This window comes from Coleofasciculus sp. D1-CHI-01 (assembly GCF_040218875.1).
Taxonomy (GTDB): domain Bacteria; phylum Cyanobacteriota; class Cyanobacteriia; order Cyanobacteriales; family Coleofasciculaceae; genus Coleofasciculus.
Genome location: NZ_JAVJQP010000150.1, coordinates 1 through 16,953 on the forward strand (window position 1 = coordinate 1; position 16,953 = coordinate 16,953).

11 protein-coding genes and 1 pseudogene are annotated in these 16,953 nt (G+C 46.7%); 5 read left to right on the plus strand and 7 right to left on the minus strand.

The genetic code is table 11. The annotated features are described in order from the left end of the window. Positions 1-238 precede the first annotated feature (238 nt). The 4 genes from RIB93_RS26185 to RIB93_RS26200 all read right to left on the minus strand — a co-directional run bounded on the left by RIB93_RS26185 (position 239) and on the right by RIB93_RS26200 (position 2,851). The gene (locus RIB93_RS26185) at positions 239-1,189 is read right to left on the minus strand and encodes a DUF1517 domain-containing protein (RefSeq protein WP_446377170.1); all 951 of its coding nucleotides are present in this window, start codon (positions 1,187-1,189) and stop codon (positions 239-241) included. Between the two features lie 252 nt (positions 1,190-1,441). Next, positions 1,442-1,564, minus strand: a complete 123-nt coding sequence (locus RIB93_RS26190; protein ID WP_446377172.1) for a hypothetical protein — start codon at positions 1,562-1,564, stop codon at positions 1,442-1,444. Beyond that, a complete protein-coding gene (gene thiS / locus RIB93_RS26195; protein WP_446377174.1) occupies positions 1,554-1,775 on the minus strand; it encodes a sulfur carrier protein ThiS in 222 nt (73 codons plus the stop codon). The genes RIB93_RS26190 and thiS overlap by 11 nt, the downstream gene beginning before the upstream one ends. Further along, the gene (locus tag RIB93_RS26200; protein ID WP_446377176.1) at positions 1,772-2,851 is read right to left on the minus strand and encodes a thiamine phosphate synthase; all 1,080 of its coding nucleotides are present in this window, start codon (positions 2,849-2,851) and stop codon (positions 1,772-1,774) included. Before RIB93_RS26200 ends, thiS begins: the two co-directional genes overlap by 4 nt. A 186-nt stretch (positions 2,852-3,037) precedes the next feature. Here RIB93_RS26200 and RIB93_RS26205 point away from each other — a divergent pair, with 186 nt between their 5' ends. The 4 genes and pseudogenes from RIB93_RS26205 to RIB93_RS26220 all read left to right on the plus strand — a co-directional run bounded on the left by RIB93_RS26205 (position 3,038) and on the right by RIB93_RS26220 (position 12,284). Continuing rightward, positions 3,038-4,600: a DUF1565 domain-containing protein gene (locus RIB93_RS26205; RefSeq protein ID WP_446377179.1), complete on the plus strand. Its 1,563-nt coding sequence runs from the start codon at positions 3,038-3,040 to the stop codon at positions 4,598-4,600. Positions 4,601-4,781: 181 nt separating this feature from the next. Then, a pseudogene (locus RIB93_RS26210) lies at positions 4,782-10,208 on the plus strand (CHAT domain-containing protein); the annotation flags it as partial. Positions 10,209-10,227: 19 nt separating this feature from the next. Then, positions 10,228-11,112 (plus strand): RsmE family RNA methyltransferase, encoded by an 885-nt coding sequence (locus tag RIB93_RS26215; RefSeq protein ID WP_446377182.1) that lies wholly within the window; start codon positions 10,228-10,230, stop codon positions 11,110-11,112. 59 nt (positions 11,113-11,171) lie between these two features. Beyond that, entirely contained in the window at positions 11,172-12,284 is a 1,113-nt protein-coding gene (locus tag RIB93_RS26220) for a tetratricopeptide repeat protein (protein WP_446377184.1), read from the plus strand. 54 nt (positions 12,285-12,338) lie between these two features. Here the strand turns inward: RIB93_RS26220 and RIB93_RS26225 are convergent, their stop codons facing one another. From RIB93_RS26225 to tpiA, 3 genes are all read right to left on the minus strand, one after another. Further along, on the minus strand, positions 12,339-12,746 hold the full coding sequence (locus tag RIB93_RS26225) for a hypothetical protein (protein WP_446377186.1): 408 nt from the start codon (positions 12,744-12,746) through the stop codon (positions 12,339-12,341). Positions 12,747-13,667: 921 nt separating this feature from the next. Next, positions 13,668-14,516 (minus strand): dihydropteroate synthase, encoded by an 849-nt coding sequence (gene folP / locus RIB93_RS26230; RefSeq protein ID WP_446377188.1) that lies wholly within the window; start codon positions 14,514-14,516, stop codon positions 13,668-13,670. Positions 14,517-14,725: 209 nt separating this feature from the next. Then, positions 14,726-15,451: a triose-phosphate isomerase gene (gene tpiA / locus RIB93_RS26235; RefSeq protein WP_446377190.1), complete on the minus strand. Its 726-nt coding sequence runs from the start codon at positions 15,449-15,451 to the stop codon at positions 14,726-14,728. Between the two features lie 256 nt (positions 15,452-15,707). On the opposite strand from tpiA, the gene RIB93_RS26240 reads away from it, so the two are divergent. Next, positions 15,708-16,823, plus strand: coding sequence for an N-acetylmuramoyl-L-alanine amidase-like domain-containing protein (locus tag RIB93_RS26240; protein WP_446377192.1), 1,116 nt, complete (start codon positions 15,708-15,710; stop codon positions 16,821-16,823). Positions 16,824-16,953: the final 130 nt, after the last annotated feature.

The window sequence follows — 16,953 nt, forward strand, 5'->3', positions numbered from 1 at the left end:
CCCCTACAGATTCCCTAAACCCGCCCCTACAATTGTCCCTAAACCCGCCCCTACAGATTCCCTAAACCCGCCCCTACAATTGTCCCTAAACCCGCCCCTACAGATTCCCTAAACCTGCCCCTACATCTTTGGGGTGCGATCGCGGTTGAAAATCCGGTGTTTTTTTTGGACACCCTACAAAATCAGGAGCGTCTCGCTCACTATTGTCTTAGCAGCCAGACGAGGTGCAAGATGTGAGTTAAACCAGTTTCAGATCGGGATATTCGGCTAATACATCATCTGAGGTTAACGTATCGCCTTCGGCTTGGGGTGTCCAGAGGACTTCAATTGCCAATAAGCGATCGCTTGACACACCACCCATCTGACTTAAGGCTTGACGCAAGTCATCGGAACTATTAATGGTGGGTAATTCCAGCTTCCCTTGCACACCAACTAAAAGGGTGACGATAATGTATTCACCGGGGTCTTGAGATTCAACCAAGGCTCCATCCCCTTCAGCCGCTTTAGCAGCCCCTTGGCGAAGTTGACCCTCGTAATTAGATAGGGTTTCTTCGGCAAATTTACTGCGTTCTGCAAGGGAGAGCTGATTAAACCGAGCTTCGGCGGCGTCTAAAGCAATTTGCTGGGATTGGGTTGCACCATACACCCAGTATTCTGGATGACGAAGTAAGGCTAAAGTAGACTCTTGCAGCACTTGCGCTCGTCCTTGAGGTGAATCGGTATTCGCTTGTTGAGCTAACTCGTCAAGTTCATGCTGAAGATTACGCGCACTAGCAAGTAAACCCACTTGCAAGCGTCCCACGGAAACCTTGGGATTGATCGTGCTAGGGACATCATTTCCGCCTCCTTCACCCAAACGACGGAAAGACTGCACCAAGAAATTCGCGATCGCAAAAAAGATCAGAATTCCGAACAGACTCCCCACGCCACCGAAGCCGAAGAAGGGTAAGAGAAACGGAAAGCCAATTCCTCTCCCACCATATCCATAACCGCCACCGCCACCGCGATACCCCCCACCAGGGCGAGAATAGGTACGACTGGGAGCGCGGAAGGAACCGCCTCCAATTCTCCCACCACTACGAGCGGCTAAAGCGTCACTGGCATTTCCGAGGACTAAGGTAAAAATGAGACCAACAACAAGCAGAGACTTTAAAAAGGGTTTGATCTTGGAAAAAAGATGGTTACGCATAAGTTAATTAGGATTATTCCAACTCAGGTGAGTTTCCAACGGCTGACATCAGCCATGAACAATTTTTACCCTCATCAGTCTGAACCAAGGGAAACAACTCACCTCAAGCTGGGTGGGATTACTGACTACTCTTCCACTGTATCGCTCTCCTTCATGAGCTGAAACATCCCAAGAGTGGAGATTACCGATTCGTCATTTGTCATTTGTCATTCGTCATTTGTCATTCGTTATACTCCCTTCGCGAGAAGCAAGCTACGTCATTCGCCATTCGTCCCCTGCTTCCCCTGCTCCCTCTGCTTCCCCTGCTCCCTCTGCTTCCCCTGCTCCCTCTGCTTCCCCTGCTTCCCCTGCTTCCCCTGCTCTCCTACCCGCCACCAACAATCGTCACCACTTCCAACTGATCCCCTTCCTTCATCTGAGTATCGGACCAAAACTGGCGGTGAAGAATCTCGCCATTGTACTCAACCGCCACTAAGCGTGGATTTAAGTCAAGCTGTTCTAAAAGCTGAGGCAATTTGGTGTCAGCCGCACAGGTACGGGATTCACCATTCACTTGTAGAGTAATTTGATTACTATTGTTGGTCATGATTGAGGAGTACCAGCTTCAATACGACGCAGGTTCTGGTTTTGGGTGAGTTGAGAGAGAAAATACTGGGTTACCAGTGTCGGTTGTTCTGCTTGCATAATCGCACGCACGATCGCGACTCGTTTCGCTCCCGCCCCTAAGACCTCATGAATATTATTCGGATCAATGCCACCGATCGCAAACCAGGGAATCGATGCTTGTTGCGCTGCATACTGCACATAGTCTAACCCCGCCGCTGTTTTGCCGACTTTGGTTGGGGTTTCATAAATAGGTCCAACGCCAATATAATCCGCGCCTTCTGTAATTGCCCGTTGCATTTCGTCGGGATTTGTGGTAGAGCGACCAATAATTCGATGAGGTCCCAGGAGTTTTCTGGCGACAGCAATGGGCATATCCTGCTGTCCTAAATGAACGCCATCGGCATCGATCGCTAGAGCTAAATCCACGCGATCGTTCATAATAAATAATGCCCCGTAATGGTGGCACATTTGGCGCAGTTTCTGGGCTTGAGCGAGTCTGCCTAAATCGTCAGCCCCCTTTTCCCGATACTGAACTAACGTCAGTCCTCCTTGTAGCGCCGCTTCTACGGTGGGCAAGAGTTGGTCTGAGGGTGAGGTAACTAAATAAAGCTGCGATCGCTTCAGCAGTTGATAGCGGTGGTAGATGAGCAACTGACTCTCGAGGGTATAGACCCGATAACGCATTTGTTTGCAAGCGGCTCCCATAGTGGGACTACAAAGCTTACCATATTCTTCTAGTACCCGTAAGGCTTCCTGAACCCGACACAGGTTAGCTTGCAAAACTTGTTGGATATTGGTGCGTTGTTCTTCCTGGGGATGAGAGAGTTCTGTCCCCAAATCACCAGGCGTATCCCGTTCGGCGCGAATCTCTCGACTGTGCCAACGGGCAAGTTCTTGACGCATCTGTTTGCATTCACTCGCCATCTGCACGCTATTTAGACCAAAGCGACACCACTCTTCGATAATCCGTAAGCCTTCTCTGGCTCGGTCTAAATTCGCATCTAAAATCCGGCAAACTGCTGGTTCTTGCCCTATCCAACCGTTGTACCCACTCATCGCCAACTGCTCCACATGATTTTTTATCCTAACAGGGTAGTGGCTGTTAATCGTTGACCGAGTTTTGAGTAACTCATAAACTATTGGGAATTATTTAGATATTGTAGAACCATTGTTAATTAGCTATTCTAGTGCAACTGAGTACAGTAAACTCAAAGCATTAGGTTGAGATTCACCCCCCAGGAGATGGTTAAGCCCTACCCAATTCAATGGTTCCACCACCAACCCCTGATCCGATGTAGGATAGGGGCGATCGCTGGGGTTTCTATCGGCTGTCTAACCCTGACTCCTCTAGGTTTGCCAAAAACTGTAGCACAGTTAACCCCAACTCCCCAGCGACTTGTTGCCCAAAATCAGCAAGACACCCAAGTGTTGTTGGTCAACCCCATAACTGGGGATGATATTGATGGGAATGGTAATATGGATTCCCCGTTCAAAACCATTGCCAAAGCCTTACAAGTCGCTCAACCGAATACGGTGATTGTTTTAACGCCTGGTATCTATAGTTCCCAAACCGATGAAACCTTTCCTTTAATTTTGCCCCCCGGCGTCACGTTGCAAGGGAATCCCCGAACCAGAGGGGAGAATATTATCATCCAAGGGGGGGGACTGTTCGAGAGTCCCACCGCCGCCCAGCAGAATATTACCATTCTGGCTGCAAACCCCGCCACAGTAACCGGTGTGACGATTACTAATCCCAATCCTCAAGGCTATGGGTTATGGATTGAATCCAGTTCCCCCGTAGTCGTGGATAATACATTTACAGAAAATACCAGCGCCGGAATTGTGATTAAGGGAAATAGTGCGCCAACCATTCGCAGCAATTACTTTTATAACAATGGTGGTGATGGTATTCTCGTGGCGGGGACATTACAGGCAGATGTGCGGGAAAATGTGTTTATTGACCGGGAAAACGCTACTTTGGAATTAAGTCGCGATCGCGAAGTACCCCTGCGAAGCGCCGATCGCAACAGTCCTTCAACCTCGGTTGAATCTCCCACGACTACGAGTATTCCCCAAACCGAATCGGTATCTGAACCCGTTGAAACTACCGCGAATCCTTCGCCAACTCCTGAAACTGTTTCCCCCATCATTGAACCGGAGACGACTATCTCCCAGTTAGAAACACTTCCCACCACGTTTCCCTCAGACTGGACAACTATCTCCCTATCGGTGGCGAATCCCCCAGAATCAACTGAGACTCAACCCGCCGCCGGAGATCAGACAGGCGAATCCTCCTCAACCTCTCCCATTTCCGCCGCGTCTTTTCCGGTTCCCTCCAGTCTCCAGTCTCAACAGAACCCAACTAACCCAACGACACCAGCCGCCACCGTTCCCCGGATCATCGATATTTCCGTTCCCTCGCCAACCGAGACGGCGATACCTGATACATCCACACCAGCCACCTCGACACCTGAAGCCGAGATCCGAGATATCACAGTTAATGCACAAGAGTTCCCCAACCGGGATTCTATTCCTGTACTCAGTAGCAACAACCCATCCGCCACCCCCGATGAACCGCCCCCTGAAACCGCACCGGAAGGGCGTTATCGGGTATTAGTCGCCGCCGCAACTGACGATCAGCAAACCTTAGTGCGATCGCTGATTCCTGGGGCGTTTCGTACTTCTTACAATGGGACGTTAATGATGCAAGTGGGATTATTTAGTAGTCGCGAGAATGCCCAACAAATTCTTAATTTGCTTCAGGAGCAAGGATTAACCGTTACCATAGAAACACTTCAGGACTAGAATCACTGGTGATTCCCATTCTTTCCCAATCTCAACTGTTAATTTTAATTTTGTCTGACTACTTATTAGTCCGCTTGAGAAAGACCGGATTATAAAGGAAGTCGATAACCCAGATTTAGATTAGTCAATTGTAGGGGCAGGTTTAGGGAATCTGTAGGGGCGGGTTTAGGGACTCAAATAAGCCAACCTATTTCACAGTTTCCAAGACTTTGGCTTAGATGCGGGTCAAATTGCTAACTTTCTGGCGAATCCTAATCTACAAAATATCTTAGGGCGCGTGATTAGTGGTAATCCCTCCATGATTAATGGATTGATTCAGATAACTGGGGGAAGTCCGAATTTATATTTAATGAATCCAGCAGGAATTATTTTTGGCAATCAAGCGAGTTTAAATGTTCCGGCTGATTTTACCGCAACAACGGCGACAGGTATTGGATTTAGCGATAATCATTGGTTTAATGCATTTGGCGAAAATAATTATCAGCAGTTAGTGGGTAATCCTAATCAATTTGCATTTGATGTTTCTCCCGGAGGAAGCCTTGTTAATGCCGGAAATTTAGCCGTTTCTCCGGGACAGGATTTAACCTTGTTGGGAGGTTCTGTGATTAACACGGGGCAACTGACAGCCTCAGGAGGACAAATTACCGTGGCGGCGGTATCCGGTTCTAATTTGGTGAGAATTTCTCAGGAGGGTCAGTTATTAAGTTTAGAGGTGGAACTTCCCAGGGATGATCAAGAATTACTGCAACCATTTACACCTTTAGATTTAGCCAGCTTGTTAACGGGGACAGGGGAAAATGTGGAGACAGGGGTTGATGTTACCACAGAGGGAGAGGTACAACTAGCTAATACGAATTTCCCTGTCGAGAACGGCGATGTCGTATCTGAGAACGCGACAGCACAGACAGTAATCCTGTCAGCTATTAATAATTTAACCTTGGTAGAAAGCCAACTCAATACGACCAATGATTTAACTCTGCTAGCCGGAAATACGGTGTTCGTGCGAGACAGTGTAACGAATCCCTGTTTGGCGCAAGCTGGCGGTAATCTTTATATTCAAGGGAATCATGCCATTGATATTTTGGCACTCAATCATCCACAAACACCGTTTGTCAGTGGTGGGAATCTGAGTTTAGTAAGTAATGGCGCTATTTCTGGGGATGCTCACTTTAGCAGTGGTGGGCGCTTTTCTGTCCTCAATTTATCAGGTCAACCGGGAAACTATATCAGTAAGTTTGACCCCATTATCAGCTCAAATGAAGATGTAATATTTGGTGATTATACAGGCGTATCTCTCAAGATTGAAACGAGAGGAAGTATTACGGGGGGAGATATTACTATTACTGGACCCGATGCGAATTTAGTGGGGACAGATCCAGATTTTTCCCTGTTAAGCAGTACCGCCGCTGTTATTTTGCAGGCGGGAAAAACATCCTTAGATAATCCAGTCAATATTCCGCCACCCTTTGATTCCTCTGGTTCAACCACCAATCCCGGCAGTATTTCCGTTGGGGAAATTAGTACGACGCCTACGAATGATGGAACTATTATATTGTCGGCTACGGGTGATATCAGTACTTTTAATATTCAAACTGGAGAGAGATTAACTAATGAGAGTGGAGGTGATATTGAAATAATTAGTAGCGGCGGTTCTATCTCTACAGGTACGATATCGACTGACGGTACTAATACCAGTGATGCGGATGATATTACTCTGGAGGCGGCTGGCGATATTAGCGTTAAGAATCTTAGTGCCAGCACTGAATTTGGCAATGGTGGAAACATTAGTTTAACCAGTGGTGGCAAAATTGATCTAACCTCACAAGGTTCTGTTGATTCATCGGGTGATAATCAGGAGGGAAATATTACTTTTGTAGCTGATGGTGACATTGAACTTGTTAATATTGGCGGCGGAGATATTTCCATTACCAGTACAGGTGGGAATATCACTATGCTAGCTAGCACTCTCTGTGGCAGTGTTAGTTTCTGCGATATTTCGGGTGGCAATATTACCCTTGAAGCAACAGGTAACATTACTACGGCTGGTATCGCTGCCAATGGCAATATTAACCTCAAAGCTGGTGGAACTATCGACACGAGTACCTTCTTTTCTCTTGGTGGTTTTAGCGATGGTGGCTTGCTTGATGCTTCATCAACCAGTGGTACGGGTGGAACTATTACCCTTGAAGCGGGCAGTAATATTATTGCCGGGGATCTAGATGCGAGTGGTTCTCCCGATGGTGGAAATATCACTCTAATTGGCAATGAAATTAATTTAACAGGGGGCGTTGATGGCATTGTATCTGTTGTCAGCACAGGCAATTTAAACATTGAACCAGCAACAGCAAATCAAAACATTGCTATTGGTACAGCCAGTGACACGGGAGTAGACACTCTGGATTTAACCACGACGGAGATTGCTGGCTGGCAAGATGGTTTTCTGAGAATTAATATAGGGCGTGCTGATGGTACGGGTACAGTAACTCTATTTGATACAGTGACGAATACAGGTTCAACTCCGTTTCAGGATATTGTGATTATTTCTGGAGGTTCAACATTAGTCGGTTCTGATCAAGATACGACGTGGACAATTAACGGTACGGATAGCGGGGATTTATCAGGGTTTAGTAATGGTTTAGGGTTCACCTCTATTGAAAACTTAATCGGTGGAACGGCTGCTGATACGTTCGTTTTCAATAACAACGGAATAATTAGTGGCACAATTGACGGAGGGCTTGGTAGCGATAGTCTTAATTATTCAAAGGCTGTCAATCTAGTGACGTTGAATTTGGCAACAATTGAAAATATTGAAGCGGTGATTGGCAATTCTGACATTACCCTAGTGGGAGATAACACGCCTAATAGTTGGACGATTACGGGGAGTAACAGCGGTACAGTTAATAGTAGTCTAACATTCAGTGATGTCTCAAATCTCACTGGTGGCAACTTAGATGACACCTTTATTTTTAGCACAAATGAAAACTTCAGTGGCAACATTAATGGTGCGGCTGGCAGTTTAACCCTTACCGGAGATGAAATTAATATTGCGGGAACTGTATCGGGAACAGGCAATTTAACCATTCAACCCTTGACACCGACGCAATCGATTCAAGTTGGGGGTACTGATAGTGGCAATATTAGTATTTTAGAGGTGACGGCGACAGAACTGAGTGTGCTGCAAAATGGGTTTAGTGCGATCGCGATTGGACGAAGCAACAGTAGTGGTTTAATTACATTGGTGGGTGATGTCACGTTTAATGATTCTGTTACATTCCAAGTGCCTGTTGGTTCGGGTTCTATCAATACTACCGGTGGCACAATAACTGGAGCCGATGACGCTACCCTAATATTACAAGCTAACCAAGATATTATCACTGGTGATATTATTAATCCAGGTCGTGGGATTACTCTCACCAGTACCCTTGGCACTATTGATACTCGTGCGGGAATCCTTGATAGCAGTAATGAAACAGGTAATGGCGGAGCAATTGATCTCACGGCTCCTGGTAATATTACCACCAATGATATTGATTCGAGTTCTAGTGGTAATGCTCAAGGGGGAATGATTACCGTAGAAAGTAGTGATGGGGCGATTACAACGAATAATCTCAATAGTTTTGGGGCGAGTGGTGGAGATATCACCATTCGTGCTTTAACGGCAATAACTACAGGTGAAATTAATAGCAGCGGTAATAGTGGTGATGGTGGCGATGTTATCCTTGACCCAATTAATGATATTGAAGTAACCTCGATTAATGCTCAAGGCGGTAATAGTGGGAACGGTGGAACTGTTGATATTACGGCGGGGCAATTTTTCCGAGCCACTGGCAGTTTTACTGATAATAATGGAAGAGAGGCGAGTCTTTCTACGGCGGGTGATTTAGGAGGAGGAGAGATTATTATTCGCCATGGTGGAAATGGAGAGACTCCGTTTCAGATTGGTGATGCCAGTGTTAATGGTACAGTTGGAGCAATTACCAGTGGCGATATTACAATTTCTCCCTCTGAATCGTTTTTGTTTACCCATGTTGAGGGCAATATTCAGATTATCAGTGTTGATGAACCCATCACTCCAATTGAACCCCCAATTATTCCGATTGAACCGCCAATTGTTCCAATTGAACCCCCAATTCCTCCTATCGACACAACGCCGAATTTTACTGAGCTACCGATTAATCCGGTTGATATTACCCAAGTTCAAGAGGAAGAGGAAAAAGAATCTGTCCCATCTACAGTTGAGCAAGTTATTCCATCCCTAGAGGTTGATGCAATTGCACCGATTGAAGAACGTTTTACTCTAAGGTTTGAAAATTATCTGAATTTAGAGGAGACTGCCCTAACAACTCTGATTCAAGCAAGGGCAACGTTACATCAAATTGAACAAGCGACGGGGGTTAAACCGGCTTTGATTTATGCGATTTTTGTGCCAACTTCTGTTCGAGAAGAAGGTTCATTGAATGGGGCAAAATCGGAGTTTTTATTAAAACGCAGAGGGGCGCAGAGGGAAGCGCAGAGGGGCGCAGAGGGGGGTGGCGGTTTTGAGGTAATGGATTTGGCTAATTCAGAGCCTCAAGAGAGTGATCAGTTGGCATTAATTTTGGTTACGGCTGATGGAAAAACGATGAGTTATTCTGTACCAGGGGCGACAAGGGAGAAGGTGCTGAAAATGACTCAAGATTTGCGCCGTGCGGTGACGGATACTCGTATTCCTCGCCCTTATTTGCCGGCTGCACAGCAATTGTATCAGTGGTTAATTTCGCCGTTGGAGGAGGAGTTAGAACGGCGAGAGATTAATAATTTGGTATTTATTATGGATCAGGGATTGCGTTCCTTACCTATGGCGGTGCTGCATGATGGTAATGGGTTTATTATTGAACGGTATAGTGTTGGCTTTATGCCGAGTCTTTCTCTGACGGATACCCGCTATGTGGATGTGACAAATCTACAAGTGTTGGCGATGGGGGCGTCGGAATTTACTGACCAAAATCCTTTACCTGCTGTGCCTGTGGAATTAGACGCGATCGCAGATAAATTATGGCAGGGTCGATCTTTCCTGAATTCCACGTTTACTCCTGATATACTCAAGCAAGCACGGGCGAATCAACCGTTTGGAATTGTGCATTTAGCCACTCATGGGGAGTTTAAACCGGGTAAGCCGGAAAATTCTTATATCCAGTTTTGGAATCAAAAGCTACCCCTGGATCAAATCCGTGAATTGGGCTTGAATAATCCCCCGGTTGAATTGATGGTATTAAGCGCTTGTCGCACGGCGTTGGGCGATGAAGAGGCAGAGTTAGGTTTTACGGGGTTGGCGGTACAAGCTGGGGTTAAATCGGCGTTGGGGAGTCTCTGGTATGTGAGCGATGAGGGGACATTAGGGTTAATGATGGGGTTCTATGAACAGTTAAAACAAGCCCCAATTAAAGCTGAAGCATTGCGACAAGCACAATTAGCGATGATTCAGGGAAAAGTCCGATTAGAAAAGGGTCAAATTGTGACGCCGAATGGTATCTTCCCCCTACCTCCCCAGTTAGCTGAATTACCGGATAAGGAACTTACCCATCCTTATTATTGGAGTGCGTTTACTCTAGTGGGGAGTCCCTGGTAACCCCAATTTCCGATGAATAATGAACCATGACCAATCAACGATGAACCTGCAACGGTTAGTCATCTCACCCACGCAACGACAAAACCAACAGATTTTCCTCACCGACAGCCAACAGCATTACCTGGTGCGAGTCTTGCGACTAACTGAAGGCGATCGCTTTATTGCTATGGATGGACAAGAAAACTGGTGGTTGAGTGAGTTGGTGGCTAACTTGACCGAAGCTACAATTATTGAATCGATCCCCATCCAAACCGAATTACCTTGTGCAATTACCCTAATGACCGCGATGCCCAAGGGGAGTGGATTTGAGGATGTTATCTCCGCTGCAACCGAACTCGGTGTAACCGATATCATACCAATTAAGAGCGATCGCACGATTCTTAACCCCAGTCCCCGCAAACTGGAACGCTGGCGACGTATCGCCCAAGAAGCCGCCGAACAATCGGAACGTCAGATTGTACCCACAATTCTTGATCCCTTGGACTTTACATCAGCGATTAAACAAGCTATCGACTCCACCACCCACCGCTATATTTGTGTCGCACGAGGTAACGTTCCTCATTTGTTAAATTGCTTACCTAAGCTAGAGGTTATTGATCCCGGAGATGGGGAAGATAAGGGAGATGAGGGCGGGTTTAGCACCATTAGGGTGACAACAAACGATAATAGTGAAACCCGCCCCTACATTCAAAACCCGGTTCCAGATGAATGCAGCGAAGGGTCAAACCTTCCTATTATTGCAATAGCTACAGGACCCGAAGGCGGCTGGACTCCCGCAGAAATCGAACAAGCGATCGCGGCTGGATTTCAACCTGTTTCCCTAGGACACCGAATTTTACGAGCTGTTACCGCCCCCCTCATGGCTCTTTCGTTAATTGCTGCTAGTTTAGAGGTACAAAAGTGACAATCTTTTACAAATGACATAAGACATAAGACATAAGACATAAGACATAAGACAAAATTATGCTTGACCAAGTTATTAATGCCTTTAAACAAAAAGACTACCGCACAGCGGCTCGGTTACTCAAACAGTTAGCCCAGGAAGACCCCAATAACCCGTGGGTGCAATTCTATATCGGACGCTTACACGAAGCCACAGGTAAGTTAGACGCCGCCGAAACCGCTTACCGCAAGTTACTTAAAAATACAACGCATCCTAAAGTTATGACCCAAGCGCGTCAAGGATTGGGGCGTTTAGAAGCCATGGAACAGGAAAAACGCCGCCAAGCCTTAGCCCAAGCCACGGCTGACGCCGAAAATACTCAATTCGGTATTTTAGTCCTCGAACCCATAGAACCCGAAGCCAAACCCACCGCCGCCCAAACCTTGGCGAAGATTATGCAAATCGATCCCTATACCGCCCGCCTACAACTCCCAACACGGGGATGGCGGTTGTATCGAGTTGGACCCATTGGCGAATTAAAATTTTATGCGTCATCCCTCAAGCAGGGTTCAGTTCCTTGTTTTTGGGCAATTTTGGCGGAGATTCAATCCCTCAATGTGTTTAGGGTTCATTATTTTTCCCAAGTTAGTTCTCAGGAAGCTACCGTTGTCTGCGAAGATGATCAAGGTCAACTGGGTTCTCTCCCCTTCCAGTGGTCCCAAGTGAGTCAACTGGTGGAGGGACGCTTACCTATTTTTGAACAAGTGGTGGATGTTGACGCTCGTGGTAAATTACAGCGTAAGACTCAAACCCAAGACTACGCCCAGTTTTGCGACTTGCATTTACTGACGAGAAAAACTATCCTGCGTTTATGCGATCGCGATTATCAATTTCAACAGGGAACTGAATTATCCCCCCAGCCAAAGAACCACCTAACTCAGGGAAAATCCCCGTCTCCCCTAAGCCAGACAACTAATCGAATCAACTGGAATAAGCTGCGGGATTTTCTCAACCGTCAACTTCCTCAAACTCCAGTTTGGTCAGATTTCACCAATTTTGCTGAAACGGCTCTCGATTATCGAGAAATGCTGACTCGTTTACCCGCTCACATTGACTTGTTTCGACGTCAAGAAAGCCTCTGGGATTCTGCTTTTGAACTATACAGTGGACTGGTTTTTCTGAAAAATAATTAATGTAGAGACGTTGCATGCAACGTCTCTACAATCTGCACTGCCAAATGAAATCGCTTATGAGCGAGGCGGTTGCACCTGACGTGCCATCTCTAGGAAATTATTCATAGAAGGACCCGGACGCCGCCGACCACTATTGGTTTTGAGTGGCAATAAGTTGTTTGGTGCAAAGGTGAGTCCCGGTTGAGGTTCAACTTTGCCATTGCTGGCTGCGGGCGTCGCCTGGGGTGCAGCTTTTTGCGGTTTGGCTGCTGGTGCTTTAGCCGCTTTCGCTGCTGGCTTCTTTGCTGCTGGCTTTTTCGCTTCTGCTTCTTGAGCTTTGGTTGCTTTAGCGGGTTCCGGTTTCTTGGCTTCCGGTTCCGATTTAACCGCCCCCGCATCGTCTAGTTCCAAAAAGTAGTCTTTACTTTTTTTGCTTTTCGGAGCTTCTGACGATTTGTCTTTAGATTTTAAAAAACTGAACATTTAGCGATACTCCTGTTTCTTAGAGAAAAGTTAACAAATTTGCCAAAGAAAGATAGATGAAAACAAACGATGCCAACGTCTGCCATTTCTGATTGTACAGGCAAAACGCTACCTCAATCAGTTTTGTTAGCTTTTTTGCTTTGGGCTGAACGATGCCAACCGCTTAGCTTAGACTCACAATATCTAAGACTTTTTGGCTCTTATGGCTACTCTATGGGAATTGACTTGTCTGGCAATTCAAGGGTCTGATTTGCCTCATAATTCAAAGGCTTTTTATTCAGGTTTTTTTAGATAGACGAACGTTATATCGTCTTCTATCATTTTGACTTAACACACTTGTTCCACCTAGCTTCAATGAACCATCCAAACTCCAGTAGAGAGGTCAATAACTATTTTTATTTTACCGTTTGATGGTACTTTTTCGCTAACTCAAATACGGCTTTTGATGACTTGACAGCAATCGATAAGGCATAGGCTGATCCCGACTCTTCTGGGATAACGCTGCTCTATACATCACATCGCCGTCAGATTAGAATTATGAGTTTTTAGAGCAACTATTGCAAGGTTTCGCTAAATTTCTTTACAAAAATTCACAATCAGACGAGAACAAATACTCTACTACCCCGATACTCCTCGGATAAGCTCTAATTTAATTTTTTCTACCCCAGCTTCTCCCTTACTTTTGGTCGGGATGTAGAAAACCTCTCTCCAAACCTCTCTCCTGCAAGGAGAGAGGCTTTGAATTCTCCCCCTTCCATGCAATAAAAGCGAAGCAACATCTGGTTTCCCCCTTTTGAAGGGGGACGGAAGGGCGATCTAAAGGCGAAGGGGGCTGAGGGGTTAGGTTTGATGTTCATTTTTCCAAATGGCGTGAAAAGTCAGCAGCTTCTCCAGGTTTTCTTAACTGAGCCGCATTGTTTACTACCGCCAGATGGCATCGGCTACCTGACAGACATCATACATGGCGGAAACATCGTGAACCCGGAGAGTATCAGATCCTGCCGCAATCGCCGCACAGCAAGCCGCCGCCGTTCCCCAGACTCGTTGCTTGGGATCAGGTTGGTTAAGAATGTGACCGATAAAACGTTTGCGAGACACGCCGACTAAAATAGGCACACCGAGAGAACGAAAAGTAGCAAGTTGTCGCAGCAGTTGTATATTTTGCTCAGCGGTTTTGGCGAACCCAATCCCCGGATCAATGAGCAGGCGCGATCGCAAAATTCCCGCATTGACAGCCACCTGAATTTGACCCTCTAGAAACTCGTAGATTTCGCCAATGAGGTCATGATAATTGGTCAGCTTTTGCATAGTTTGGGGGGTTCCCCGGATATGCATCAAAATAATCGGCACACCCAATTGGGCAACCACAGGAAACATATCCGGGTCAAACGTGCCACCAGAAATATCATTGACAATATCCGCCCCCACCGCCACCGCTGCTTTCGCGACAGAGGCTCTCGTAGTATCCACCGAGATCGGAATTGATAGGGAGGAACGCACCGCCTTGACCACAGGGAGTACACGCTGGAGTTCTGCGGCTTCCGAAACCTCCTCAGCCCCCGGTCGAGTGGATTGTCCGCCGATGTCCAGAATATCCACACCCGCCTCGACCAGCCGTTGGGCTTGTGCCAAAGCTGCTGCTGGGGTATTAAACTCTCCCCCATCACTAAAACTATCCGGCGTCACATTTAAAACGCCCATGAGGTAGGTACGTTCTCCCCAACAGAACGAACGTTCTCGGATGGTTAGTTGTCCTTTGTCATTCGTCATTTGTCCTTTGTCATTCGTCCGACTAAGCTGTTCGGCGTTTAAACCTTAATGTCAAGAATGGCTCTCATCCTGGTAGTGCGTTTAGCGAAGCCATGCCGCAGGCTTTGCATCTTGCTCGGTGCTAATACCCAATTTAAATGCATGACAGCTTATCGGTTGTTTTCGACAAATGACCCCTGAATGATGAACCCTGACCGATGAACCATGAACTATTCATAATTAACAATTCTGGCAAATCCCCCCGGATCTAGACTAGCTCCGCCAACTAGCACCCCATCAATTTCAGATTGCTTCATAATCTGATCAATATTCGCCGGCTTGACCGAACCCCCGTATTGAATCGGTACATCTGCAACTTTCAGTTGAGAGCGAATCAAACCCATGATCCGATTGGCTTCTGCGGCTTCACAGGTATCCCCTGTGCCAATTGCCCAGATCGGTTCATACGCGATCACCAGTTGCTGCTGATCCACATCCACCAAGCCTTCTACAAGTTGCTGGCTGATGTGAGATTCCGTTTCTCCAGCATCCCGTTGTTGCTTTGTTTCACCGACACAAAGAATCGGAATTAACCCGTGACGCTGGGCGGCGAGGAGGCGCTGGTTCACGGTTTTGTCCGTTTCACCAAAGTACTGACGCCGTTCACTGTGACCGACAACCACATAACGCAAGCCGAGTTCGGTCAACATGGGACCAGAAATTTCCCCGGTGAAAGCGCCTTCATCTTCCCAGTGGATATTCTGCGCCCCAAGCTGCACACGGCTATTGTGCAGATTTTTGGACATTACTCCCAAGTCTGTAAAGGGAACGCACAGAACAACTTCCCGCTCTGGGGGTGTTTGCTCCAGCTTGGGCATAAATTCTTGCAAAAACTCAGAGGACTCCCTTTGAGTTTTGAACATTTTCCAGTTACCGGCAATGACTATTTTTCGCACAGCTTAAATAAAATCGTCTCAATCTTGATGCATCCTTCAGTTTATAGCCTTGAGGCGCAATTGACAGACCCAAGTTAGCTGTTTTAGGGCGACAATCGAAGTCTAACTCCTACTGCATCAATGGTCTAGCGATCGCGCCATGGCGCGTCTCTACTGTGGCAAACTATGAGCAGGCGCGTCTGGAGGGGGGTAGGGACGGATTTTACCGATAACTTGACTAAACCCGCCCTTCTAAGCTGGAGAAGTAGGAGGAATAATGAGAACAATGTTTGGCTGGGCTTTTGTGGGATTGGCAATTTCTGGCGGTTTTACGTCAGATCTTGCCTTTAAAGCTCAGGACTATGATTCTATTCCAGTTAGTCAAGCGGCAAATCGTGCTGAGGATGCTTCTAGAGGAGGGGAAGTCTGTACAGAAGCCCCTTGCTACGTCTGGGAAACAGAGGACGAGGAACTGATAGATTATTCTTACTTGTCACGGGATGTAGAAAACCTCTCTCTTACCAGAAAAGAGGCTTTGATTTTCCCCCCTTCCCAGACGTTACTGACCGATACTTCAACTATTACCGTCTCAGAATCGATGAATCCTGCACCAGAGGAGAGGGAACAATTCCAGCACGTCATGGACTGGGCAATTGCCCAACACCTGGATGAGCAACCGATGACGGATATTATACAGGCGATCGCACACCGATTTGTGGGGACACCCTATAAGGCAGGCTTATTAGACCAATCGCCAGAGGAAACCTTGGTGGTAACGCTTCAGGCATTTGACTGTGTGCTATTTGTGGAAACGGTACTCGCGATCGCACGAACTCTAGCGCAACAGGATTATTCCTATCCCACCTTTGTCAATCACCTTCGCAATCAGCGTTACCAAAATGGTCAACTCGATGGCTATTGTAGTCGTTTGCATTACTTCTCAGCCTGGATTCAGGATAACCAGAAACGAGGAACTGTAGCCAATATTACCCAGGCGCTGGGAGGAATCTCCTTAAATAAGCGGCTTAATTTCATGAGTACCCACCGCCACCGTTATCCTCAACTGGTTAATAATCAGGCAAATTACCAGTGTATTTTAGAGATGGAAGATCAGCTTAATGCTGTTCCCTTTAACTATATTCCCACCGAGCAAATTCACCACAGCTATGATCAGCTACAATCTGGAGATATTATTGGCATCGCTACGACTATTGCGGGATTAGATGTTACCCATACCGGATTCATTGATCGCCAGCCAGATGGTAGAATTCGTTTGATTCATGCCTCACCCGCTGGAGAGGTGACGATTTCCCAAGATTTACAGCAGTATGTAGGCAAGATCAAAAACGCGATCGGTATTTTAGTCGTTCGTCCGATTGGCGTTAGTGAGTAAGTGCGTTGACCTCTCCCTGGTAAGCTGTCATGCATTTAAATTGGGTATTAGTAGCGAGCAAGATGTAAAGCCTGCGGCATGGCTTCGCTAAACGCACTACAAGCATTTCGCCATTGTTAAGGTTAAGATT